This window comes from Ammoniphilus resinae, assembly GCF_017873965.1.
GTDB classification, from domain to species: domain Bacteria; phylum Bacillota; class Bacilli; order Aneurinibacillales; family RAOX-1; genus Ammoniphilus_A; species Ammoniphilus_A resinae.
This window is the reverse complement of record NZ_JAGGKT010000002.1, coordinates 395,416-412,708: the sequence shown is the minus strand read 5'-3', so window position 1 is coordinate 412,708 and position 17,293 is coordinate 395,416. Positions and strand designations below refer to the sequence as shown.

15 protein-coding genes, 3 tRNA genes, 1 other RNA gene and 1 pseudogene are annotated in these 17,293 nt (G+C 42.3%); 12 read left to right on the top strand and 8 right to left on the bottom strand.

Going from position 1 to position 17,293, the window contains the following annotated elements; genetic code table 11:
* Window positions 1–27: 27 nt before the first annotated feature.
* Window positions 28–969 (bottom strand): peptide-methionine (S)-S-oxide reductase MsrA, encoded by a 942-nt coding sequence (gene msrA, locus J2Z37_RS06095; protein WP_209809540.1) that lies wholly within the window; start codon window positions 967–969, stop codon window positions 28–30.
* Between the two features lie 154 nt (window positions 970–1,123).
* On the opposite strand from msrA, the gene J2Z37_RS06090 reads away from it, so the two are divergent.
* On the top strand, window positions 1,124–2,158 hold the full coding sequence (locus J2Z37_RS06090) for a threonine aldolase family protein (RefSeq protein ID WP_209809324.1): 1,035 nt from the start codon (window positions 1,124–1,126) through the stop codon (window positions 2,156–2,158).
* A 14-nt stretch (window positions 2,159–2,172) separates the two neighbouring features.
* Here J2Z37_RS06090 and J2Z37_RS06085 read toward each other — a convergent pair whose 3' ends face one another.
* Both J2Z37_RS06085 and J2Z37_RS06080 read right to left on the bottom strand, forming a co-directional pair.
* On the bottom strand, window positions 2,173–3,114 hold the full coding sequence (locus J2Z37_RS06085; protein ID WP_209809323.1) for a DMT family transporter: 942 nt from the start codon (window positions 3,112–3,114) through the stop codon (window positions 2,173–2,175).
* Between the two features lie 18 nt (window positions 3,115–3,132).
* Window positions 3,133–4,533 carry a hypothetical protein gene (locus J2Z37_RS06080; RefSeq protein ID WP_209809322.1) on the bottom strand — a complete coding sequence of 467 codons (1,401 nt, stop codon included), beginning with the start codon at window positions 4,531–4,533 and terminating at the stop codon, window positions 3,133–3,135.
* Between the two features lie 210 nt (window positions 4,534–4,743).
* On the opposite strand from J2Z37_RS06080, the gene J2Z37_RS25755 reads away from it, so the two are divergent.
* The 5 genes and pseudogenes from J2Z37_RS25755 (at window position 4,744) to J2Z37_RS25750 (ending at window position 8,220) form a co-directional block, all read left to right on the top strand.
* Entirely contained in the window at window positions 4,744–4,932 is a 189-nt protein-coding gene (locus J2Z37_RS25755; protein WP_342453789.1) for an excalibur calcium-binding domain-containing protein, read from the top strand.
* A 95-nt stretch (window positions 4,933–5,027) separates the two neighbouring features.
* Window positions 5,028–5,555: pseudogene (locus J2Z37_RS06070) on the top strand (DsbA family oxidoreductase); the annotation flags it as partial.
* A gap of 163 nt (window positions 5,556–5,718) precedes the next feature.
* Entirely contained in the window at window positions 5,719–7,059 is a 1,341-nt protein-coding gene (locus tag J2Z37_RS06065; RefSeq protein WP_209809320.1) for an MmgE/PrpD family protein, read from the top strand.
* Between the two features lie 30 nt (window positions 7,060–7,089).
* Window positions 7,090–7,887 (top strand): methyltransferase domain-containing protein, encoded by a 798-nt coding sequence (locus tag J2Z37_RS06060; protein ID WP_209809319.1) that lies wholly within the window; start codon window positions 7,090–7,092, stop codon window positions 7,885–7,887.
* 198 nt (window positions 7,888–8,085) lie between these two features.
* Window positions 8,086–8,220, top strand: a complete 135-nt coding sequence (locus tag J2Z37_RS25750) for a hypothetical protein (protein ID WP_280922161.1) — start codon at window positions 8,086–8,088, stop codon at window positions 8,218–8,220.
* Between the two features lie 277 nt (window positions 8,221–8,497).
* Here J2Z37_RS25750 and J2Z37_RS06055 read toward each other — a convergent pair.
* From J2Z37_RS06055 to J2Z37_RS06040, 4 genes are all read right to left on the bottom strand, one after another.
* A tRNA-Thr gene (locus tag J2Z37_RS06055) sits at window positions 8,498–8,573 on the bottom strand.
* Window positions 8,574–8,581: 8 nt separating this feature from the next.
* A tRNA-His gene (locus tag J2Z37_RS06050) sits at window positions 8,582–8,657 on the bottom strand.
* A gap of 11 nt (window positions 8,658–8,668) precedes the next feature.
* A non-coding RNA gene (gene ssrS / locus J2Z37_RS06045) (6S RNA) lies at window positions 8,669–8,849 on the bottom strand.
* A 12-nt stretch (window positions 8,850–8,861) separates the two neighbouring features.
* A tRNA-Arg gene (locus J2Z37_RS06040) sits at window positions 8,862–8,940 on the bottom strand.
* A gap of 256 nt (window positions 8,941–9,196) precedes the next feature.
* Between J2Z37_RS06040 and J2Z37_RS06035 the strand changes: the two genes are divergently transcribed.
* From J2Z37_RS06035 to J2Z37_RS06025, 3 genes are all read left to right on the top strand, one after another.
* Window positions 9,197–10,636: an FAD-binding oxidoreductase gene (locus tag J2Z37_RS06035; protein WP_425340312.1), complete on the top strand. Its 1,440-nt coding sequence runs from the start codon at window positions 9,197–9,199 to the stop codon at window positions 10,634–10,636.
* The gene (locus tag J2Z37_RS06030; protein WP_425340308.1) at window positions 10,633–11,973 is read left to right on the top strand and encodes a (Fe-S)-binding protein; all 1,341 of its coding nucleotides are present in this window, start codon (window positions 10,633–10,635) and stop codon (window positions 11,971–11,973) included. The genes J2Z37_RS06035 and J2Z37_RS06030 overlap by 4 nt, the downstream gene beginning before the upstream one ends.
* Window positions 11,974–12,042: 69 nt before the next feature.
* The gene (locus J2Z37_RS06025) at window positions 12,043–12,753 is read left to right on the top strand and encodes a ribonuclease H-like YkuK family protein (RefSeq protein WP_342453788.1); all 711 of its coding nucleotides are present in this window, start codon (window positions 12,043–12,045) and stop codon (window positions 12,751–12,753) included.
* A 28-nt stretch (window positions 12,754–12,781) separates the two neighbouring features.
* Here the strand turns inward: J2Z37_RS06025 and J2Z37_RS06020 are convergent, their stop codons facing one another.
* Window positions 12,782–13,255, bottom strand: a complete 474-nt coding sequence (locus J2Z37_RS06020) for a DinB family protein (RefSeq protein ID WP_209809318.1) — start codon at window positions 13,253–13,255, stop codon at window positions 12,782–12,784.
* Between the two features lie 358 nt (window positions 13,256–13,613).
* Here J2Z37_RS06020 and J2Z37_RS06015 point away from each other — a divergent pair, with 358 nt between their 5' ends.
* From J2Z37_RS06015 to J2Z37_RS06005, 3 genes are all read left to right on the top strand, one after another.
* Window positions 13,614–14,528 (top strand): peptidase U32 family protein, encoded by a 915-nt coding sequence (locus J2Z37_RS06015; protein ID WP_209809317.1) that lies wholly within the window; start codon window positions 13,614–13,616, stop codon window positions 14,526–14,528.
* Between the two features lie 97 nt (window positions 14,529–14,625).
* Window positions 14,626–15,777, top strand: coding sequence for a peptidase U32 family protein (locus J2Z37_RS06010; protein ID WP_209809535.1), 1,152 nt, complete (start codon window positions 14,626–14,628; stop codon window positions 15,775–15,777).
* Between the two features lie 143 nt (window positions 15,778–15,920).
* Complete coding sequence (locus tag J2Z37_RS06005; RefSeq protein ID WP_209809316.1) at window positions 15,921–17,231, top strand: GDSL-type esterase/lipase family protein; 1,311 nt, start codon at window positions 15,921–15,923, stop codon at window positions 17,229–17,231.
* Window positions 17,232–17,293: the final 62 nt, after the last annotated feature.

Here is a 17,293-nt window from a genome sequence, read left to right as displayed (position 1 = left end):
CTCATCCCTCCAATCTAGTTATCCATTTCATCTTTTAAATAATCTTTTAAAATCTCCATAACCTTCAGCCTCAAGATCCTCCTTATGAATAAAACGCAGTGCTGCAGAGTTAATGCAATAGCGCAATCCCGCAGGTTTAGGACCATCGTTAAATACATGTCCTAGGTGGGAATCTCCCTCTTTACTTCGCACCTCTGTACGGACCATGTTGTGGGTTAAATCCACATTTTCTTTAACACTTGCAGAAAAAATTGGTTTGGTGAAACTGGGCCATCCGCAATGGGAATCAAATTTATCCAAAGAGCTAAACAAAGGCTCACCAGAAACAATATCGACGTAAATTCCTTCTTCTTTATGGTCCCAGTATTCGTTTCGGAAAGGCGGTTCGGTTCCGTTTTCCTGTGTAACGTAGTACTGCATTTCTGTCAGATGGTCGCGAAGATGGGAGCGATCCATCGGCCAATGATTTTTAATAAATGCGTCACGACCAGATCCTTGACGATAGAGGGCATACCGGAAAGCATTCTTCTTATGGTAATCCTGATGATATTCTTCAGCCGGGTAAAAGGTTGATGCTGGCAAGATTTCCGTGACGATCGGTTTATCGAATCTCTCGCTTTCTTCAAGGGCTTTCTTTGAAGCGACGGCCAATTTCTTTTGTTCCTCCGTATGATAGAAGATGGCTGTACGATAAGAGGTTCCACGATCATGGAATTGACCTTCTGGATCTGTAGGGTCAATTTGTTGCCAAAAAGTATCTAACAATCGTTGGTAAGAAAAGACCGAATTGTCAAAGGTAATTTGCACTGCCTCATAATGTCCCGTGGTGTCCGAGCATACTTCCTTGTATGTGGGATTTTCCGTTCTTCCACCGGTATAACCGGATACTACCTTAATAATTCCTGGTTGTTCTTCAAAGGGGCTGACCATGCACCAAAAGCATCCTCCAGCAAATGTGGCAAGTTCCATACTCAAGTAAATCACTCCTTGTCCTTTTCAATTACATATACCACTATTATATGAGATCATACTAATTTTCTCCAATCAGCGCTCTCGTCTGATGTGCCGTAAAAAATTGAAAAAGGAAGGAAATGATGTATAGTGAAAAAGGGAGGTCGATGAAATGAATAAAAAAAGTTTTGCGAGTGACAACTATGCGGGAATTCATCCGGAAGTATTACAAGCCATCATTGAAGCCAATACTGGACATGTTGGCTCTTATGGAAAGGACTCATATACTGAACAGGCGATTGAAAAATTTAAAGAGCATTTCGGTGAACAAAGTGAGGTTTATTTTGTATTTAATGGAACGGCAGCGAATGTGTTAAGCCTTCAGGCCTTGACCCGTTCATATCATGCGGTACTCTGCGCAGAAACTGCCCATATTTATACAGATGAATGTGGTGCGCCAGAGAAGTTTACAGGCAGCAAACTCATTCCTATTCCTTCGGGTAATGGTAAATTAAATGTTGAACAGCTGGGAGATTACTTGGAGGCTACTGGTGAACAGCATCATTCTCAGCCAAAGGTCATCTCCATTTCACAAACAACGGAAATGGGGACGTTGTATACCCCTCAGGAAGTGATGGCAATTGCTGAGTTTGCTCATCAACACGGGTTATACCTACATATGGATGGTTCGCGTTTAGCGAATGCTGCGGCCAGCCTTGGCTGCAAGCTGCGGGACATCACCACAGATGTTGGGGTCGATGTGCTCTCCTTTGGGGGGACGAAAAATGGGATGATGATTGGCGAGGCTGTCGTTTTCCTAAGAAACGGCCTATCGGAGGAATTTAAGTATATCCGCAAGCAAGGGATGCAGCTTGGATCGAAAATGCGTTTTATATCCGCTCAATTTCTGGCCATGCTGAAAAATGATTTGTGGAGGAGAAATGCACAACAGGCAAACGAAATGGCTTCATTATTAGCCAAGCGAATGCAAAAGATCCCACAAATTCAAATTACCCAAGAAGTTCAAGCTAACGCCATTTTTGCCATGATCCCTTCGGAATATATCCCAGTACTGCAGGAAAGCCATTTTTTTTATGTATGGTCGGAGCAAGAATCGGTGGTTCGGATTATGACATCCTTTGATACGACATCAGAGAACATCCATCGTTTTGCTGAAGAGATGGAGAAGGTATGTGGGCTTCAATAAAAGAAAGGGAATCCCTAGGCTACGGGGACTCCCTTTCTTTGTTTTTGATTTAGCCTTTTTGCACGATTGAGTTCAAACCAACCACTTCCAAGGAAAACCCCTATCACAATAAACACAAATCCGAAAACATGGGCTAAACGAATGGTTTCCCCGAGAAAAACAGCAGCTCCCAATAAGCCGTAAAAAGGTGTCATATTGATGAAGATCGCGGCCTGCCCCGGTCCTAATTCTTGAATCCCGCGGTTCCAAATCATCCCTCCCAGCGCAGTGGAAAGAAGGCCTGACGCGATGATTAATAACCACATGCCTAAGGATATTTGACTAGCAATGCCAATAATGGTCGTTCCACCATCAAAGATAGGCCCTACAATAGCTAAGGATACACCGCCAAGAAATAACGTGTAGGCCGTTATTTGATTGACAGGAACACTAATTGCCACCTGTCTGACTGCAAGAAAGCTTAGGGATTGTGTCAGCATGGCCAAAAAAACGTAAAAATCACCGAGATGAACTGTTGGAATCAGAGAGTCCGAGCCTTGGAGAATAGTAATGGAAACTCCGATAAAACCAGATATAATCCCTATACTTCTTAAGCGGGTTAATTTTTCTTTTAAAAATAAAAAAGACAAGAGAACCGTTGTTAAGGGGTTCAGCGCTAGAATGAGAGAACCATTCGTGGCAGCAGTCTGCGTTAGTCCGAAGGCTAAAAGAAACTGATGCAAACTGACTCCCAAAGCAGTTGCAACAAGTAAATAGAACCACTCATGCGCCGTTAAGCGTCTGAATGGTTCGGATCTCCAGGATAAAAGATAAACAAAGAACCCAGCCAGCATTAAACGAATGGCTGTGACGCCAGCGGGTGGGAAGGAGTTGACCATAATTTTTACGGGAACAATATTTATTCCCCACAACAACATGCCGAACGTCAAGGCTAGATAGATCTTTCTCGTAGTCAATGTGATGCCTTCTTTCTCTTAGATGATGAAATGAAGCAGGTAAACTGTACAAATAACCGATAACGAAACGGCGCAGACAAACCGCACATTCCAGCTTACCAATTGCCGCCAGGATAGCCTAAATAACTGGGTGGATAAGATATTTAAAGCTGAGATCGGTGCCATTAAACTTGACATTCCCCAGCCAGTAGCCAATACAAGCGCTAATAACACCGGCTGTAAGCCAATACCTTCAGCAAAAAAAGGACTGGCAAAAATTGTGATAGGAAGGATTTGATGAACACCAAGGACAGATAGTCCTAGAATCAAAGCAAGCATTAGAACTAGCGTTAGAACCAAGGAAAAATGATTGATTAGAGCAAATCCTTCCCCTAAATAATCTGGAAACGGAGTCAATCGAACCATCTGGGCAAAAAAGGATGCCGAAACAATCATGACCGATTCATTGTGTACATTTGGAATAACCTGTTTGCGATAATTATTTAATTGATCAGGTAATTGTCTTTGTTTTTTGATGAGTATTGTCCATAAAAATGGAAAGGTAAAAGCGATTAAGCTAATGATGATGACCAGATTAATCTGCAAAAAATGATCTACTAAAATAATGGTCATAAATAGGGCTATAAAAGCAATGAGTAATTGCCCGCCTATTCGAAGGTCCGCTTTTCCCTCAACCGTATCTGTTTTCGAATGTATTTCTTCTGAATTACGCGTATCCATATAGGTTAAGATAATGGATACAGCTACGCCTAGTAAAATCAGAATGATCCCCAATAGCAAAAATGATATGATCGGTACTTCAAGCAAATAAAGAACAATGGCAACCCCTGCAATATAAGGTGAAAACATGGCTGATAAGGAAAAACCCTGCATCACGGCTTTTACAAAACGATCCTGATTATGCTGAAAGCTTTTGCCAAACAGATCATCCATAATTCGAATGGAACCCAGATTCATAAAACAGGATAGTAGGAACGAACATAAGGAAGCCACACCATGCATAAAGACTGGCCGCTCTTTAAAGCGATGCATCAAGGTAACAATAAATTCGATGTACCCACCCACCCGAAGGGGAATCGAAAGCAATGGAACCGAAACGAACAAAGCTACAAAAGGTAAACTTTGAAAAAGAGCATCCTGCCAATACTGAAAATCTCCGCCATAGATAAAAAATAAAACATGCCCTAGGGTTAGCATGATGATCGTTAATAATCTCGGTAATTTAGACATAAAGGGCAGGGAAATAATAAACGTCATCCAGGTTAATGTGATGACTAAAGAAGCCGGAATCTTTTCTGTGATGACAAAACAAACATAAAGCAAAGCTAAGGAAAAAAGAAAATACCCTCGTAAATGAATCAATCTTGATTTCATAGAGAGGGGTGGCAGGTTTGGTTGACTAATCGGTTGTGGTTTCATCTGAACATCTCCCAAGTATTACATTATCTATCTAAAAAACACGGTATGTTTAGTTAGAACCATAGTAGCATCATGTGACAAAATTGTGAAGGAGTTTTTGCAATTGAAATGCGTTTCTGCCTTATTTTAGGTTTCAAAAGATGGGGAAATTTCTTCGAATAGAGAAGTGAGTCGTCTAAGCAAACCGGGAAAAGATTGGTGTAAAATGGAGTGAAAAAGATTTTATGGATGGAGAAGAAGTATGAGGAAAAGTGGACGAAAGAAGATTTCGCAAATGATAAGGATTGTAAGGATTTTGCAAACAGTGAAGAAGCCACTGCATTTATGGAAGCCTCAGTCCGTGCGGGTTATGGGGACCACCGATTGGATGGGAATCACGACGGGGTGGCCTGTGAATAATAATAATTGGTGAAATCTTGTGTTCAAAATAAGATAGAGAGGGAGAAAAAATGAACTTAACCATCTTCTTTGACTATAACTGACCATTTTGCTATACGGAGACGGTGTCTCTAAAACCGTTGGCAAAAGAAGGGGGAATATTGGATTGGAGAGCCTGGGAGATGCCTGCAGATGCACATCCACCTGCAAAGCCCGAGGGATACGGGGAAAATGCGAAAAAGTTTCTTCAAACACTCTTGGATCAGCTAGGATTGCAAATACAACCTCCCAATAAAAAGGCTAAAACATTTTTGGCGCATGTTGGCGGGAAGTATGCGAAAGAACAAGGAGTATATGAAGCTTATCAGCAAGCCATTTTTGAGGCGATTTGGCAAAATAGCGAGTCTGTTGAGGATAAAAAGATTTTATCTCAGATTGCAAAAAAAGTAGGACTAAGTCCAGCTGCATTTGAGGGAGCACTTGAGAATCCGTCGTATATAAAGCAAGTTATGGCGGACTTTCAATTGGCTGTGGATCAAAAGATTTGGACGATCCCTTCTTACCAGGGAGAAAACGGAACCATTCAGGTTAACCATTTTAAAGACCTCCCTACAATTAAAGAGTTGGAAAAACTTATTCGTTAAGAAAATTTCGGTTCATTACAGTCAATCTTGCAGCTATTGGGTTAAATAGTTGCTTTTTTTATGCCTATTACATTTGTTTTATAAAATTATTAATATATTCTAAAAATTATGCTAAAATGAGTAGGAACTACATAACAGACTTGGATCAGGAAGGGGAGGAACGATGACATTTTCACGCAGATTTTCAGAATATGTGATTTCGCATCGATATGAACAAATGTCTGCAGATGCCATTATGGCAACAAAACTGGCCATTCTCGATTGGTTAGGCTCGGCCATTGCAGGGGGGCTGGAAAAACCCGCTAAGATCCTTTCGGAAACATTAAATACTTTTGGAGGGTTGCCCCAATCAACTAATTTTGTCACTTTTGAGAAGACATCGGTCCACTACGCATCTCTTATTAACGGGGGAGCATCCCATATTCTTGAATTGGATGATGTACACAAGGCTTCTATTCTCCATGCTGGCGCGTCAATTATTCCAGCAGCTTTTGCTGTGGCTGAATGGAAACAGGCGACCGGACGGGAGTTAATAGAAGCAGTGGCACTTGGTTTTGAAGTCGCTATTCGGATTGGGGAAGCAGTCAGCCCTTCCCACTATGAAATCTTCCATACCACGGGTACGGTAGGGACGTTTGGGGCGACCGTAGCCGTTGGAAAACTATTGGGTCTATCTGTGGATGAGATGGTCCATGCATTGGGGAGCGCCGGTACGCAAGCTGCGGGATTGTGGGAATTTATTGAAGATGGGGCGATGAGCAAACAGCTTCATCCTGCGAAGGCTTGCAGTAACGGTCTGCTCGCTGCTGCTCTGGCCAAACAACAGTTTACCGCTGCAAGCCAGATCTTGGAGGGACGCCGCGGTTTTTTTGCGGGATTGGTTAAAGAGGTGAAGGAGGAACTTTTATTTCATCGGCTTGGAGAAGGATATAAGATTATGGAAAACACTTATAAAATCCATTCTTGCTGTAGGCATATCCATCCTACCCTTGACTGTGTGCAGGAGATATTCCGGGAGAACGGTTCAAAAATAGAGGAAGTAGAGCGAGTGGTGGTAGAAACCTATCAAGTCGCTTTGAATATTACGGATAAGCCAGACCCACGCTCGGTGTTTGAATCGAAATTCAGTTTGCCTTATGCGGCTGCTTTGATGCTTGTAAAAGGGAAAACAGGTCTGGATGAATTTACGGAAGAAAACCTTTTTAATCCAAAGATTCGTCGCCTGACGGAAAAAGTGAATTTACGAGTAGACCCTGCGCTTGATGCTCTTTACCCCAATTTATGGCCTTCGCGGGTTACCGTGCATTATGCTGATGGGACGAAATTGACGAAAGAAACTCATGCGCCCAAAGGGGATCCAGAAAATCCAGCGGGTGAGCTAGAATTAAGAGGAAAATTCCTAGGGCTTGCGGGGAAGGTCATATCTGAGAAACAGGCGAAAGACATTGCAGACACGATAATGAATCTTGAAGATGTGGAAAATGTATCGACAGTGTTTTCGTGATGTTTACTTTAGTTATTCTGAGGAGGTATCATGTCAGATCCATACACAAACATCTCTGAATTAAATGAGGATGTCCAATTAAAATTGAGTAATAGCTTGGAAATCAGAGCTGCGGATCCCCATATGAAACAAATAATTAATACGTATTTGTCTGAAGTCAAATGGGTGGATGGAATGCGGGTTTTGGATGTGGGGTGCGGGACTGGGGCAATTACACGTGAGCTTGCTAAACAACGAGATAGAATAGAGGTCATTGGAATTGATCCGTCCCCTATTTTTGTAGAGAAAGCGAAGTCTTTAACTCAAAATGAAAATATAACTTATCTAGTCGGCGACGGGAAATCACTTCCTTTCCCGGGTGAGAGTTTTGATGCTGTTGTCTTTCACACCGTTTTATGCCATGTTTCTTCCCCGGAGCTGTTTTTACGCGAAGCCTATCGCGTCCTGAAAAAAGGTGGCCAACTGGTCATCTTTGATGGAGACTACAGCCTTAGATCTGTAGCGATTGGGGAGCATGATCCACTCCAAGCCTGTATTGAAATTATGAAGAAATATAATTGCTATGACATCTGGTTGGTACGCAGGCTTCCTGCACTTATCTCGTCGATGGGCTTTGATAATTTGGTTGTTCAAAGCTACGGTTACTTAGCAACAAAACCCGATTATATGGTTAATTTTCTCGAACGGGGGATCGAACGGCTTGTTGAATTTGGTCAAATCAGTGAGGAAACTGCCAAGGCACTGAAAGCGGAAGCTTCACAAAGAGTTGAAGATGGAAGGTTTTTTGGGTTTATTCCTTTTTTAAGTTTTATCGCTAGAAAAAAATAGAGGAGAAAAGTCCAGAGGGAAGGATTGAACTTCATAGGCTGGATGAATATCAATCAAAGGCAAAGAGAAGGAAGGATTGAACTCCAAAGGCGCGATGAAGATCAATCATGGGAAAAAATAGGGAAGGATTGAACATCATAGGAGCGATGAAGATCATTGACAGGAAAAAATAGGGAAGGATTGAACTTCATAGGCTGGATGAATATCAATCAAGGGCAAAGAGAAGGAAGGATTGAACTTCAAAGGCGCGATGAAGATCAATCACAGGAAAAAATAGGGATGAAAGATCTTCAAGTTGCTAGATGCTTGCTGCTCGGGTTTACCAACAAGTGAGTGGGATAAAAAGAAAAACCCTTGATATACAAGGGTTGGATTTATGTAACATATCAACGTAGATGGTGCCCTAAAGGACAACGATTGCAAACCAGCGAGATGAATACTCGACGTAGTAGGATTGCTTTCAGATGGTGCCCTCTTCGAGGACTACTGATGTTATTCTAGCAAGGTGAAAATTCGACGTAGTCAGAATAACTACTAATGGTGCACCCTTCGGGTACAACGATCTCGTTCCAGCAAGGAGATGAATCGACGTTGGAGGAACGAATATAAATGGTGCTGGTGAGAGGACTCGAACCTCCGACCCCTTCATTACGAGTGAAGTGCGCTACCAACTGTGCCACACCAGCATTTTTAATGGGGCGATCGATGGGAATCGAACCCACGAGTGTCGGAGCCACAATCCGATGCGTTAACCACTTCGCCACGACCGCCATGATAAAATATAAACCCCGCCTATGCCGTAACACCAATTTGTTTCATGAACCCGCTCTCGCAGGTGGGTTTCTGCACAATCTGCTCCACTAACCCCATGGTAGGGCACAGTGTCCTAGACTAAATATTAGAATCCCGTTATACATCTAAGGTTCGAAACAATAAAGATGCCACGCACATCGCAGGAGCGATATGTATGTTATTGGCGCGCTCGGAGGGATTCGAACCCCCGGCAGACGTGGTACCGGAAACCACCGCTCTATCCAGCTGAGCTACGAGCGCAAATTAAAAGCATGTTTATCTTACGATATTTTTCCCCGTCCTGTCAAGAAACATGTTGCCTAAACACTGAAGCAAGAGGACGACTATTAATTTATCATAACAAGAATAACTTGTCACTGGTAGGTTGTGGAAAAACTACGTTTCTTTTTTAAGACCACCTAGTTCATCGTATACAACTTTTTTCTAATATGATAGACTCAAGGTAATCATCAGATGACCTGAATTGTAGAAAGTTGGGGTGTACATATTGGAAAACATACAGAGTGAAGTGAAGAAGGAAACGTTAATTACGCCTGAATTGAAGCAGCAATTTATTTCGATTGTTGGGGAAAAATGGTATTTGGATAGTCCGAATGAATTATATGCCTATTCTTATGATGCAACCCCAATCTTTCAATCGATGCCAGATGCGGTAATTATACCGCAAACAACGCAGGAAGTGGCGGAAATTCTTAAGCTCGCAAACGAACATCTCATCCCGATTGTTCCTCGCGGTTCGGGAACGAATCTTGCCGCTAGTACCATTCCTGTTCATGGTGGAATAGTGCTTAACATGAATCGGTTTAATCAAATTTATGAAATTGACCAACAAAATTTAACCGCTACCATTGGTCCAGGCGTAGTGACAGCAGATTTACATGGTGCAGTAGAGGCTGTTGGTTTATTTTATCCACCGGATCCAGGCAGCATGCGGATTTCGACTGTTGGTGGCAATATGGCACAATGTGCTGGCGGAATGCGCGGGTTAAAATACGGGGTAACAAAGGACTATATCATGGGGCTGGAATATGTTCTTCCAACCGGTGAAATTATGCGTTGTGGTGGTAAAAATGTGAAAGACGTAGCGGGATATGATATGACCCGCTTACTTGTTGGATCCGAAGGAACCTTGGCCGTTGTCACGGAAATTACCTTGAAGCTTGTTCCACTGCCCGAGACCAAGCGGACTTTAGTTGCTTATTACGCAAACCTTGTCGATGCCGCTAAAACGGTTGAAAAAATCATTGCCAATAAAATTGTACCTGCTACTATGGAATTTTTGGACCAAGGGACGATGAAAGTGGTCGATGATTTTGCCAAGCTTAATTTGCCTTTAGATATGAAATCCATGCTTTTAATCGAGCAAGATGGACCTGAAGATGTCGTTGTAAGGGACATAGAGAAAATCGCCGAGATTGCCAAGCAAGAAGGGGCAGTCGAAGTGAAAGTGGCAGATACATTAGAAGAAGGGGCAAAACTGTTGGCTGCCCGTAGAGCTGCTTTGTCTGCATTGTCCCGCTTGCGCCCAACCACCATTCTTGAAGATGCCACTGTTCCCCGTTCTAGATTGGCAGAAATCGTTCAGGAAGTAGAACGCATTGCGGAGAAATACCAGGTTGATATTTGTACTTTCGGCCACGCAGGGGATGGGAATCTACATCCTACTTGTATGACAGATGAGCGGAATCAAGAAGAAATTCATCGTGTTGAGCAGGCGTTTGCAGAGATATTCGAAGCAGCCTTACGGCTTGGCGGTACGATTACGGGAGAACATGGGGTTGGTGCTGCAAAAATGAATTATCTCCACCTAAAAGTTGGAGAAGGTGGAATTGAATTAATGAAGCGGATAAAAGAGGCTTTCGATCCGAATAACATTATGAACCCTGGAAAGATGTTCCCAAGCAGCACTCGCCGAAGATTGGTGGTGAAAAAATGAGTGCAGAAATGAAACTGGAAGATTTCAAGCCAGCATGTGAATCGAATGCAACAAAAAACGGTCTGTTATCTAAGTTTAACATGGATGAAATCTTAAACTGTATGCATTGCGGATTCTGCCTTCCGGCCTGTCCGACCTATCGACAGACTGGTTTGGAGTCTTATAGTCCTCGTGGACGTATTGCTTTGATGAAAGGTGTCGCCAAAGAACAGCTGCCCATTGATGCGGAGTTCGAGAAAAATATGTTTGCCTGTTTAGGGTGCCGCGCCTGCGAAACTGCTTGTCCAGCAGGTGTACCATACGGAAGTCTGATTGAAACGGCACGGGAAGTCGTCGTGGAAAATGAAAAACAAACTAATCCTAAACATGTCTTCGTTAAAAATTTGGTCTTTAAACAGTTGTTTCCACATCCGAAACGAATGAAGCTACTGGGAACGGCCTTATGGGCCGCGCAGGCTAGTGGACTACAATCTTTGGCAGCAAAAACGGGGTTAATGCGTATTCTGCCCCGGGAGATGGCTGAAATGCAACAAGCGGTGGACCAAATTGCCTCCCCACGGGAAAGAAAATCCCGACAAACAAGAATGAATCCTGAAGGGAACAAAGCATATACGGTTGGGATGTTTACTGGTTGTATCATGGATGTCATGTTTTATGAAACAAACCAGGCAACAGCTAAACTACTTAGTAAAGCAGGATGTGAAATCTATTTTGTAGAGGAGCAGGCCTGTTGTGGAGCGCTACATGCCCATTCAGGAGAGATGCCAGGTGCAGTGGAATTGGCCAAGCGGAACATCGAGGCATTTGAAAAGGCAAACGTGGATTACATTGTGAACAATGCCGGGGGTTGTGGAGCAGCTTTGAAAGAATACCATCATTGGTTCCATGATGATCCGGAATGGATGGAAAGGGCACTTCGTTTTGTTTCCAAGGTAAGGGATGCGAATGAACTGTTGGCAGAACTTCCTCCGCTTACCTTTAACAAGCCATTGAATGCCCGTATCACGTATCAGGATTCATGTCACTTGGCTCACGGTCAAGGTGTGCGAAACCAACCGCGTAGTCTACTCCGCAGTATTCCAGGAGTTGAATTTGTTGAGTTGAAAAATGCTGACAGTTGTTGTGGATCTGCAGGAATCTATAATTTAACCAACTTTGACATGTCGATGGATATTCTGGATGACAAAATGGAGCATGTAAAAAATACCAAAGCCCATTATATCGTCACATCAAATCCAGGTTGTTTATTGCAAATGAAACAGGGGATTCACCGCGCAGGATTGGATGGTCAGATGGAGGCTGTTCACATTATGGATCTTTTATCCAGGGCATTGTAGAGTTAAAAAACACCGATTAGGATTATCCTATACGGTGTTTTTTCTTTTTTATGTTGGATATGCCGTGATATGCTCGCACTTGCAGAATATAATAAAAAAGAGAGAAAAATGAAAGGGGATTATTTCCCTTATACCGATCAACGAAATGGGAAGATTATAGGTACAGTCATAAGGATTCATCCAAAAGAAGTGAGGAAGAAGGAAACGAAAAATAGCAACATGAATGTAGGTGATAAAAAGATGAAGCAGGCAAAACCTTTTATCATTCATGACTTCAGTTTTCAGAACACCTCAGAGAAAAGCATGACCCTGGAAGAAGTCTTTCAGCGGGTATTAAGGTTCATGAGTATAGATCCACATGGGGAATTTCGCTTTATGATTGGAACTGATTCCCAAGTGTACCGAAATCACACCACCTTTGTCACGGGGATTGTGATTCAGCGCATGGGAAAAGGGGTTTGGGCTTGTTATCGAAAAGTTAAGGATCGAAAGATGGAATTGAAAGAAAAAATTACGACAGAAACCAATCTAACTGGGCATATTGCTTCCTATTTTGATGATGACAAAGAACAGCAAATGATGGAAATCATTGCGAACTATCCCGGGGCATCGTTAACGAAAGAATGCCATCTCGATATTGGCCAAGGGTCGAAAAATAAAACAAGTATCTATGTCAGTGAAATGATGAATGTCATTCATTCCATTGGCTACCAGCCAAAGATTAAGCCTTATTCTTTTGTTGCTTCCCATTATGCCAACTACTATACGAAGCTTGGATAAAGAAAAAGCCCGATTAAGGGCTTTTTGCTTAGATTATTTTTTTCATGGCCATTAAGATCCCTGCATGGATCCCTTCGTGGTATAAGGAAAAATGAAGCATTTCTTCAACCGTGTTATATGTAATTCCAGTGGCACTTGTAAAGGGGTGTACCATTGGCTGCTGCAATTTTTCAGTAAATGTTTGCTTGATCCGCTTAGGTTGCTCCTTAAGTAATTGAAGAATGACTTCTCCCTCCGGCAATCCTTCTTGACTCTCCCATGTTGAAGGATCTGTTCCCCCTGCAAAATATTCGCTAAACCCTTCTGGAATCGAGGAGGCCTCTTCGTTCAAAAGAAAAAGCATCTTTTCTTGGCTAACTAAAATGTGACCGAGATGCCAGCGTACATGGTTGCGAAATCCGGGAGGAATGACATTCCATTTTGACTCTGGTATATCTTGCACTATTTTTAAGGTTCGCCCTCGAATATCAGATAATGCTTCAAAAAGAACTTCTGCCTTCATTTTCAAAACTCCTCACTTCTAAATTTACTTTATTATACCATTTTTCAACATATTGGGACAGTAGAATCTAATTAAGGTGTGTATTAATCTATACCGTTTTGGAATCTTCGCATATCATAAAGTGGGGGGAATGGTCCATGGATGGGCTTTTCATTATATGGCTTTTAAGCTCCATAGGCATTGGGATGATCGTATGCCAATTAATCAAAGAGATCAGACGATCTTAGAAGGCCTTCTGTCATTAATGTGGGAGGTCTTCTATTTTATTAGGCTGTGAATTTTATCACAGTCAAATAGACTCATCATTAGGTATTGTAAAGTGTACGACTTAATCTTAAGTAGAAGGTTGATGAGGCGAATGACAAATAAAACCGAACTAGTTGTCAGTGCGGGATCTGTTGAAGAAGTACAAAGATTGTTTCAGGCTGGGGCAGACGCGGTTGAAATTGGACAAGCCCGTTATTCCTTAAGGATGCCTGGCAGCTTTGATTCTTCCATGATTAAAGAGACGATGCAGATCGCACGCCATTTTGATAAAAAGGTCTATGTGTCTGTAAATACACTATTTCACCCAGATTTGGTGGAAGAGCTCGCATCGTATCTTGGACAACTGCAAGAGCTCTCCGTACATGCCATTATTTTTGGAGATCCGGCGGTGCTTATGGCAGCCCGCGAAAACGCTCCAACGATTCCTTTGCATTGGAGTACGGAAACGACTTCAACTAGTTATCGAACAGTAAACTATTGGGGAAAAAAAGGGGCTTCACGGGCTATACTGGCGAGAGAGTTATCTTTTGAAGAGGTCATTGGTGTAAAGCAAAATACAACGCATGAAGTGCAGGTCCAAATCCATGGCATGACTTGTATCTTTCATTCAAAAAGAAGTCTAGTGTCCAATTATATGGATCATCGAAAGGATGGAAGAGAGTTGGATCTTCCACTATATATTAAAGAAGATAACCGGGATGATGCCAATTATCCCATTTTTCAAGATGAACAAGGGACACATGTGATGAGTGCAGAGGACATCTGTATGATAGAGCAACTTCCGACATTTATACAGCATGGCTTTGATGCCTTAAAGATAGATGGAATCTTAAAGTCAGCGGAGTACAACGAAACCGTTGTTTCTGTTTATCGCCGGGCTATTGACGATCTTATGGAAGATCCGAACCGTGGTGTAGATTCAGCATGGATGGAAGAAATAAAAAGGATTCAACCAGAGACACGTCCGCTTGGAACAGGATTTTATTTTAAGGAACAAGTCTATTAAGTCAGGAGGAAAAGAATTGGTTACGGCAGTTCAAACACGTAAGAAACCTGAATTATTGGCCCCAGCTGGAGATTTGGATAAATTAAAGTTTGCTGTGATGTATGGTGCGGATGCCGTCTATATTGGCGGTGAAAAATTTGGCCTGCGTTCAAAGGCTGGAAATTTCAGTTATGAGAAAATAAAAGAGGGCGTTGAATTTGCCCATCGTCATGGCGCCAAAGTGTTTGTCGCGGCAAATATTATTGCCCATAATGAGGATTTTACGGGGATGGAAGAATATTTCCAGACCCTTTATAAGATCGGGGTAGATGCCGTGATTATTGCGGATCCTGCGATTATTGAAATCTGTGCAATGGCAGCGCCTGAGTTAGAAATTCATTTGAGTACCCAGGCCTCTACAACTAATTGGCAAACACTAAAGTTTTGGGCTGAAGAAGGGGTAAAAAGGGTAGTGTTAGCCCGGGAGTGCACCATGGATGAGATTCACAAGATTAAAGAAAATGTCAATATTGAGGTAGAATCCTTTATCCATGGGGCCATGTGTATCTCCTATTCGGGGCGCTGTGTGCTTTCCAACCATATGACGAATCGTGATTCTAATCGCGGGGGATGTGCGCAATCCTGCCGTTGGAAATATGATTTGTTTGAGGATGGAGAAGACGGGATGGAGCCCATCTCCCCGGACGATGATTCGTATACGATGGGTTCAAAGGATCTATGCATGATCGAATATATCCCAGATCTAATCAAGGCTGGGGTGGATAGTTTTAAGATTGAAGGGCGAATGAAAACCATCCATTACGTGGCAACGGTTGTGAATGCCTATCGGAGGGCAATTGACGCTTATTATGAAGAGCCCGAAAACTACCGATTTAACGAGGAATGGATGGAAGAAATTTTAAAAGCAGCAAATCGTCCGATTACAACAGGTTTTTACTATCATACTCCAACAGATGTGGACCAGATTTTCGGCACTCCGCCAAAGGTGGCCCAGTTCGATTTTGCTGGTATTGTCCTGGATTATGAGGAGAACACAGGGATCGCAACGATTGAACAGCGGAATCGTTTTGCAATTGGTCAGGAAATTGAAATGATTGGGCCTAAACGGGATCGTTTTGAACAAAAAATTACGCAGATATGGGACGAAGATGGAAATGAAATCAGCGTGGCTAATACGCCATTGCAAAGAGTTCGATTCAAAGTTGATCGGCCTGTAAATGCGTATGATATTATGAGAAAAAGAAAATAAAAAGCACTAGTGGCTGACACGAAATCTTGAACTTTTCGTGTCGGCCTTTTTCTGTTTGGGATTTAAATGTTGAGCAGCTTGCTGTAAACTATTTTAAAGGGGTTAAAACCCGTATAGAAAGTAGTGTAAGAGGGAGGATCCTTGTGAAAAAAAGGTTAGTCAGTTTCATTTTTGCAACTTTTCTTTGTAATCTTCCAGTTCAAGCAGAATCCTTGGATACACTCATTGATATGAAAAATCACTGGGCCAAGGAAACGATAGAGTGGGCTCTATCTTCCGAGATTGTTAAAGGATATGCGGATCATCGGTTTAGACCTGACCAAACGGTAACAGAATCGGAATTTGCTGTGATGCTGCTTCGTAGTTTTCCAGAGGCTGGAATGATCGAGGGACAGGATCCAAATGGGGATTGGTTTACTCCCTACTATCAGTTGGCTACTCAGTTTCGTTTACCTCTTCAGGGGAATGTAAAAGACCCCATCATGCGCAAAGAGGTTGCGCAACTTATTACAGCAACCCAAGGATTCAATTACGATACGGATGGCTCGATCGTGTTTCTATTGGAAAGTGGAATTTCCAAAGGACGATCCGATCGTTCTATTCAGGGATTTGATCCAGATGGGAGACTAACAAGAGCAGAGGCTATTCAATTTATACGGAATCTAGCAGATCATAGGATGAATGGGGAACTCAAGAAAAGACCAACACAGCAGCAAATTAATAAAGATACTTGGAAATATCAGGATTTGATACGGATTACAGCTATGGGGGATTCCTTGACTTTTGGTTTATTTTTAAATGAAAAACCGCTAGAACCCTCGAAAATAGCCTTTCCCTATTTGATGAGTGATCATGCGAGAGTAGAAAATTTTGGGGTGACCGGATCGACTTCTAAGGATTTGCTAGATGCTATCCAAACCATGCAGTATCAAACAGCCATTAAGCATTCTAATCTTATTACGATCACCATCGGCAGCAATGATCTAATAGACGCATCCAGCCAATTAATTAAAGGCTTTCAAAAAGATCCATCCTATCAACCTAGTCAGGATGAACTCGAAGAATTATTGAAAGAGGCAAGAAAACGCGCAGAAGGAATCAAGGGCAATTTGCAAGCAGCGATCAAGGAGATTCGCAAGCATTCTAATTCCCCGATTGTCCTGTTTAATCTGTATAACCCCTTCCCTAATGTTTCAGCTTTGCAGTATTTACATAATCTAAATGAAAAGGTCATTATGCCAGCAAATGAAGCCATAAAAACATTGGAAGACCCGCTTTCCGGAATTTTTGTGGCCGATGCACATGGAGAGTTTGAAGGGAAGCAGCTTTCTTTTGTGCGAGTATGGAGCTATGATTTCCATCCGACAGAAGATGGGCAAAAAGCCTTGGCTAAGTCAGCTTTAGAGGTATTAGGTGCGGACCTTGAGCCACTTGGCAAAAGTAAGGGTTCATAAAATCTCCACATTTATTCCGGTCGAATCAGTTTATAATAAGAGCATCAGAAAAGACTAACTAA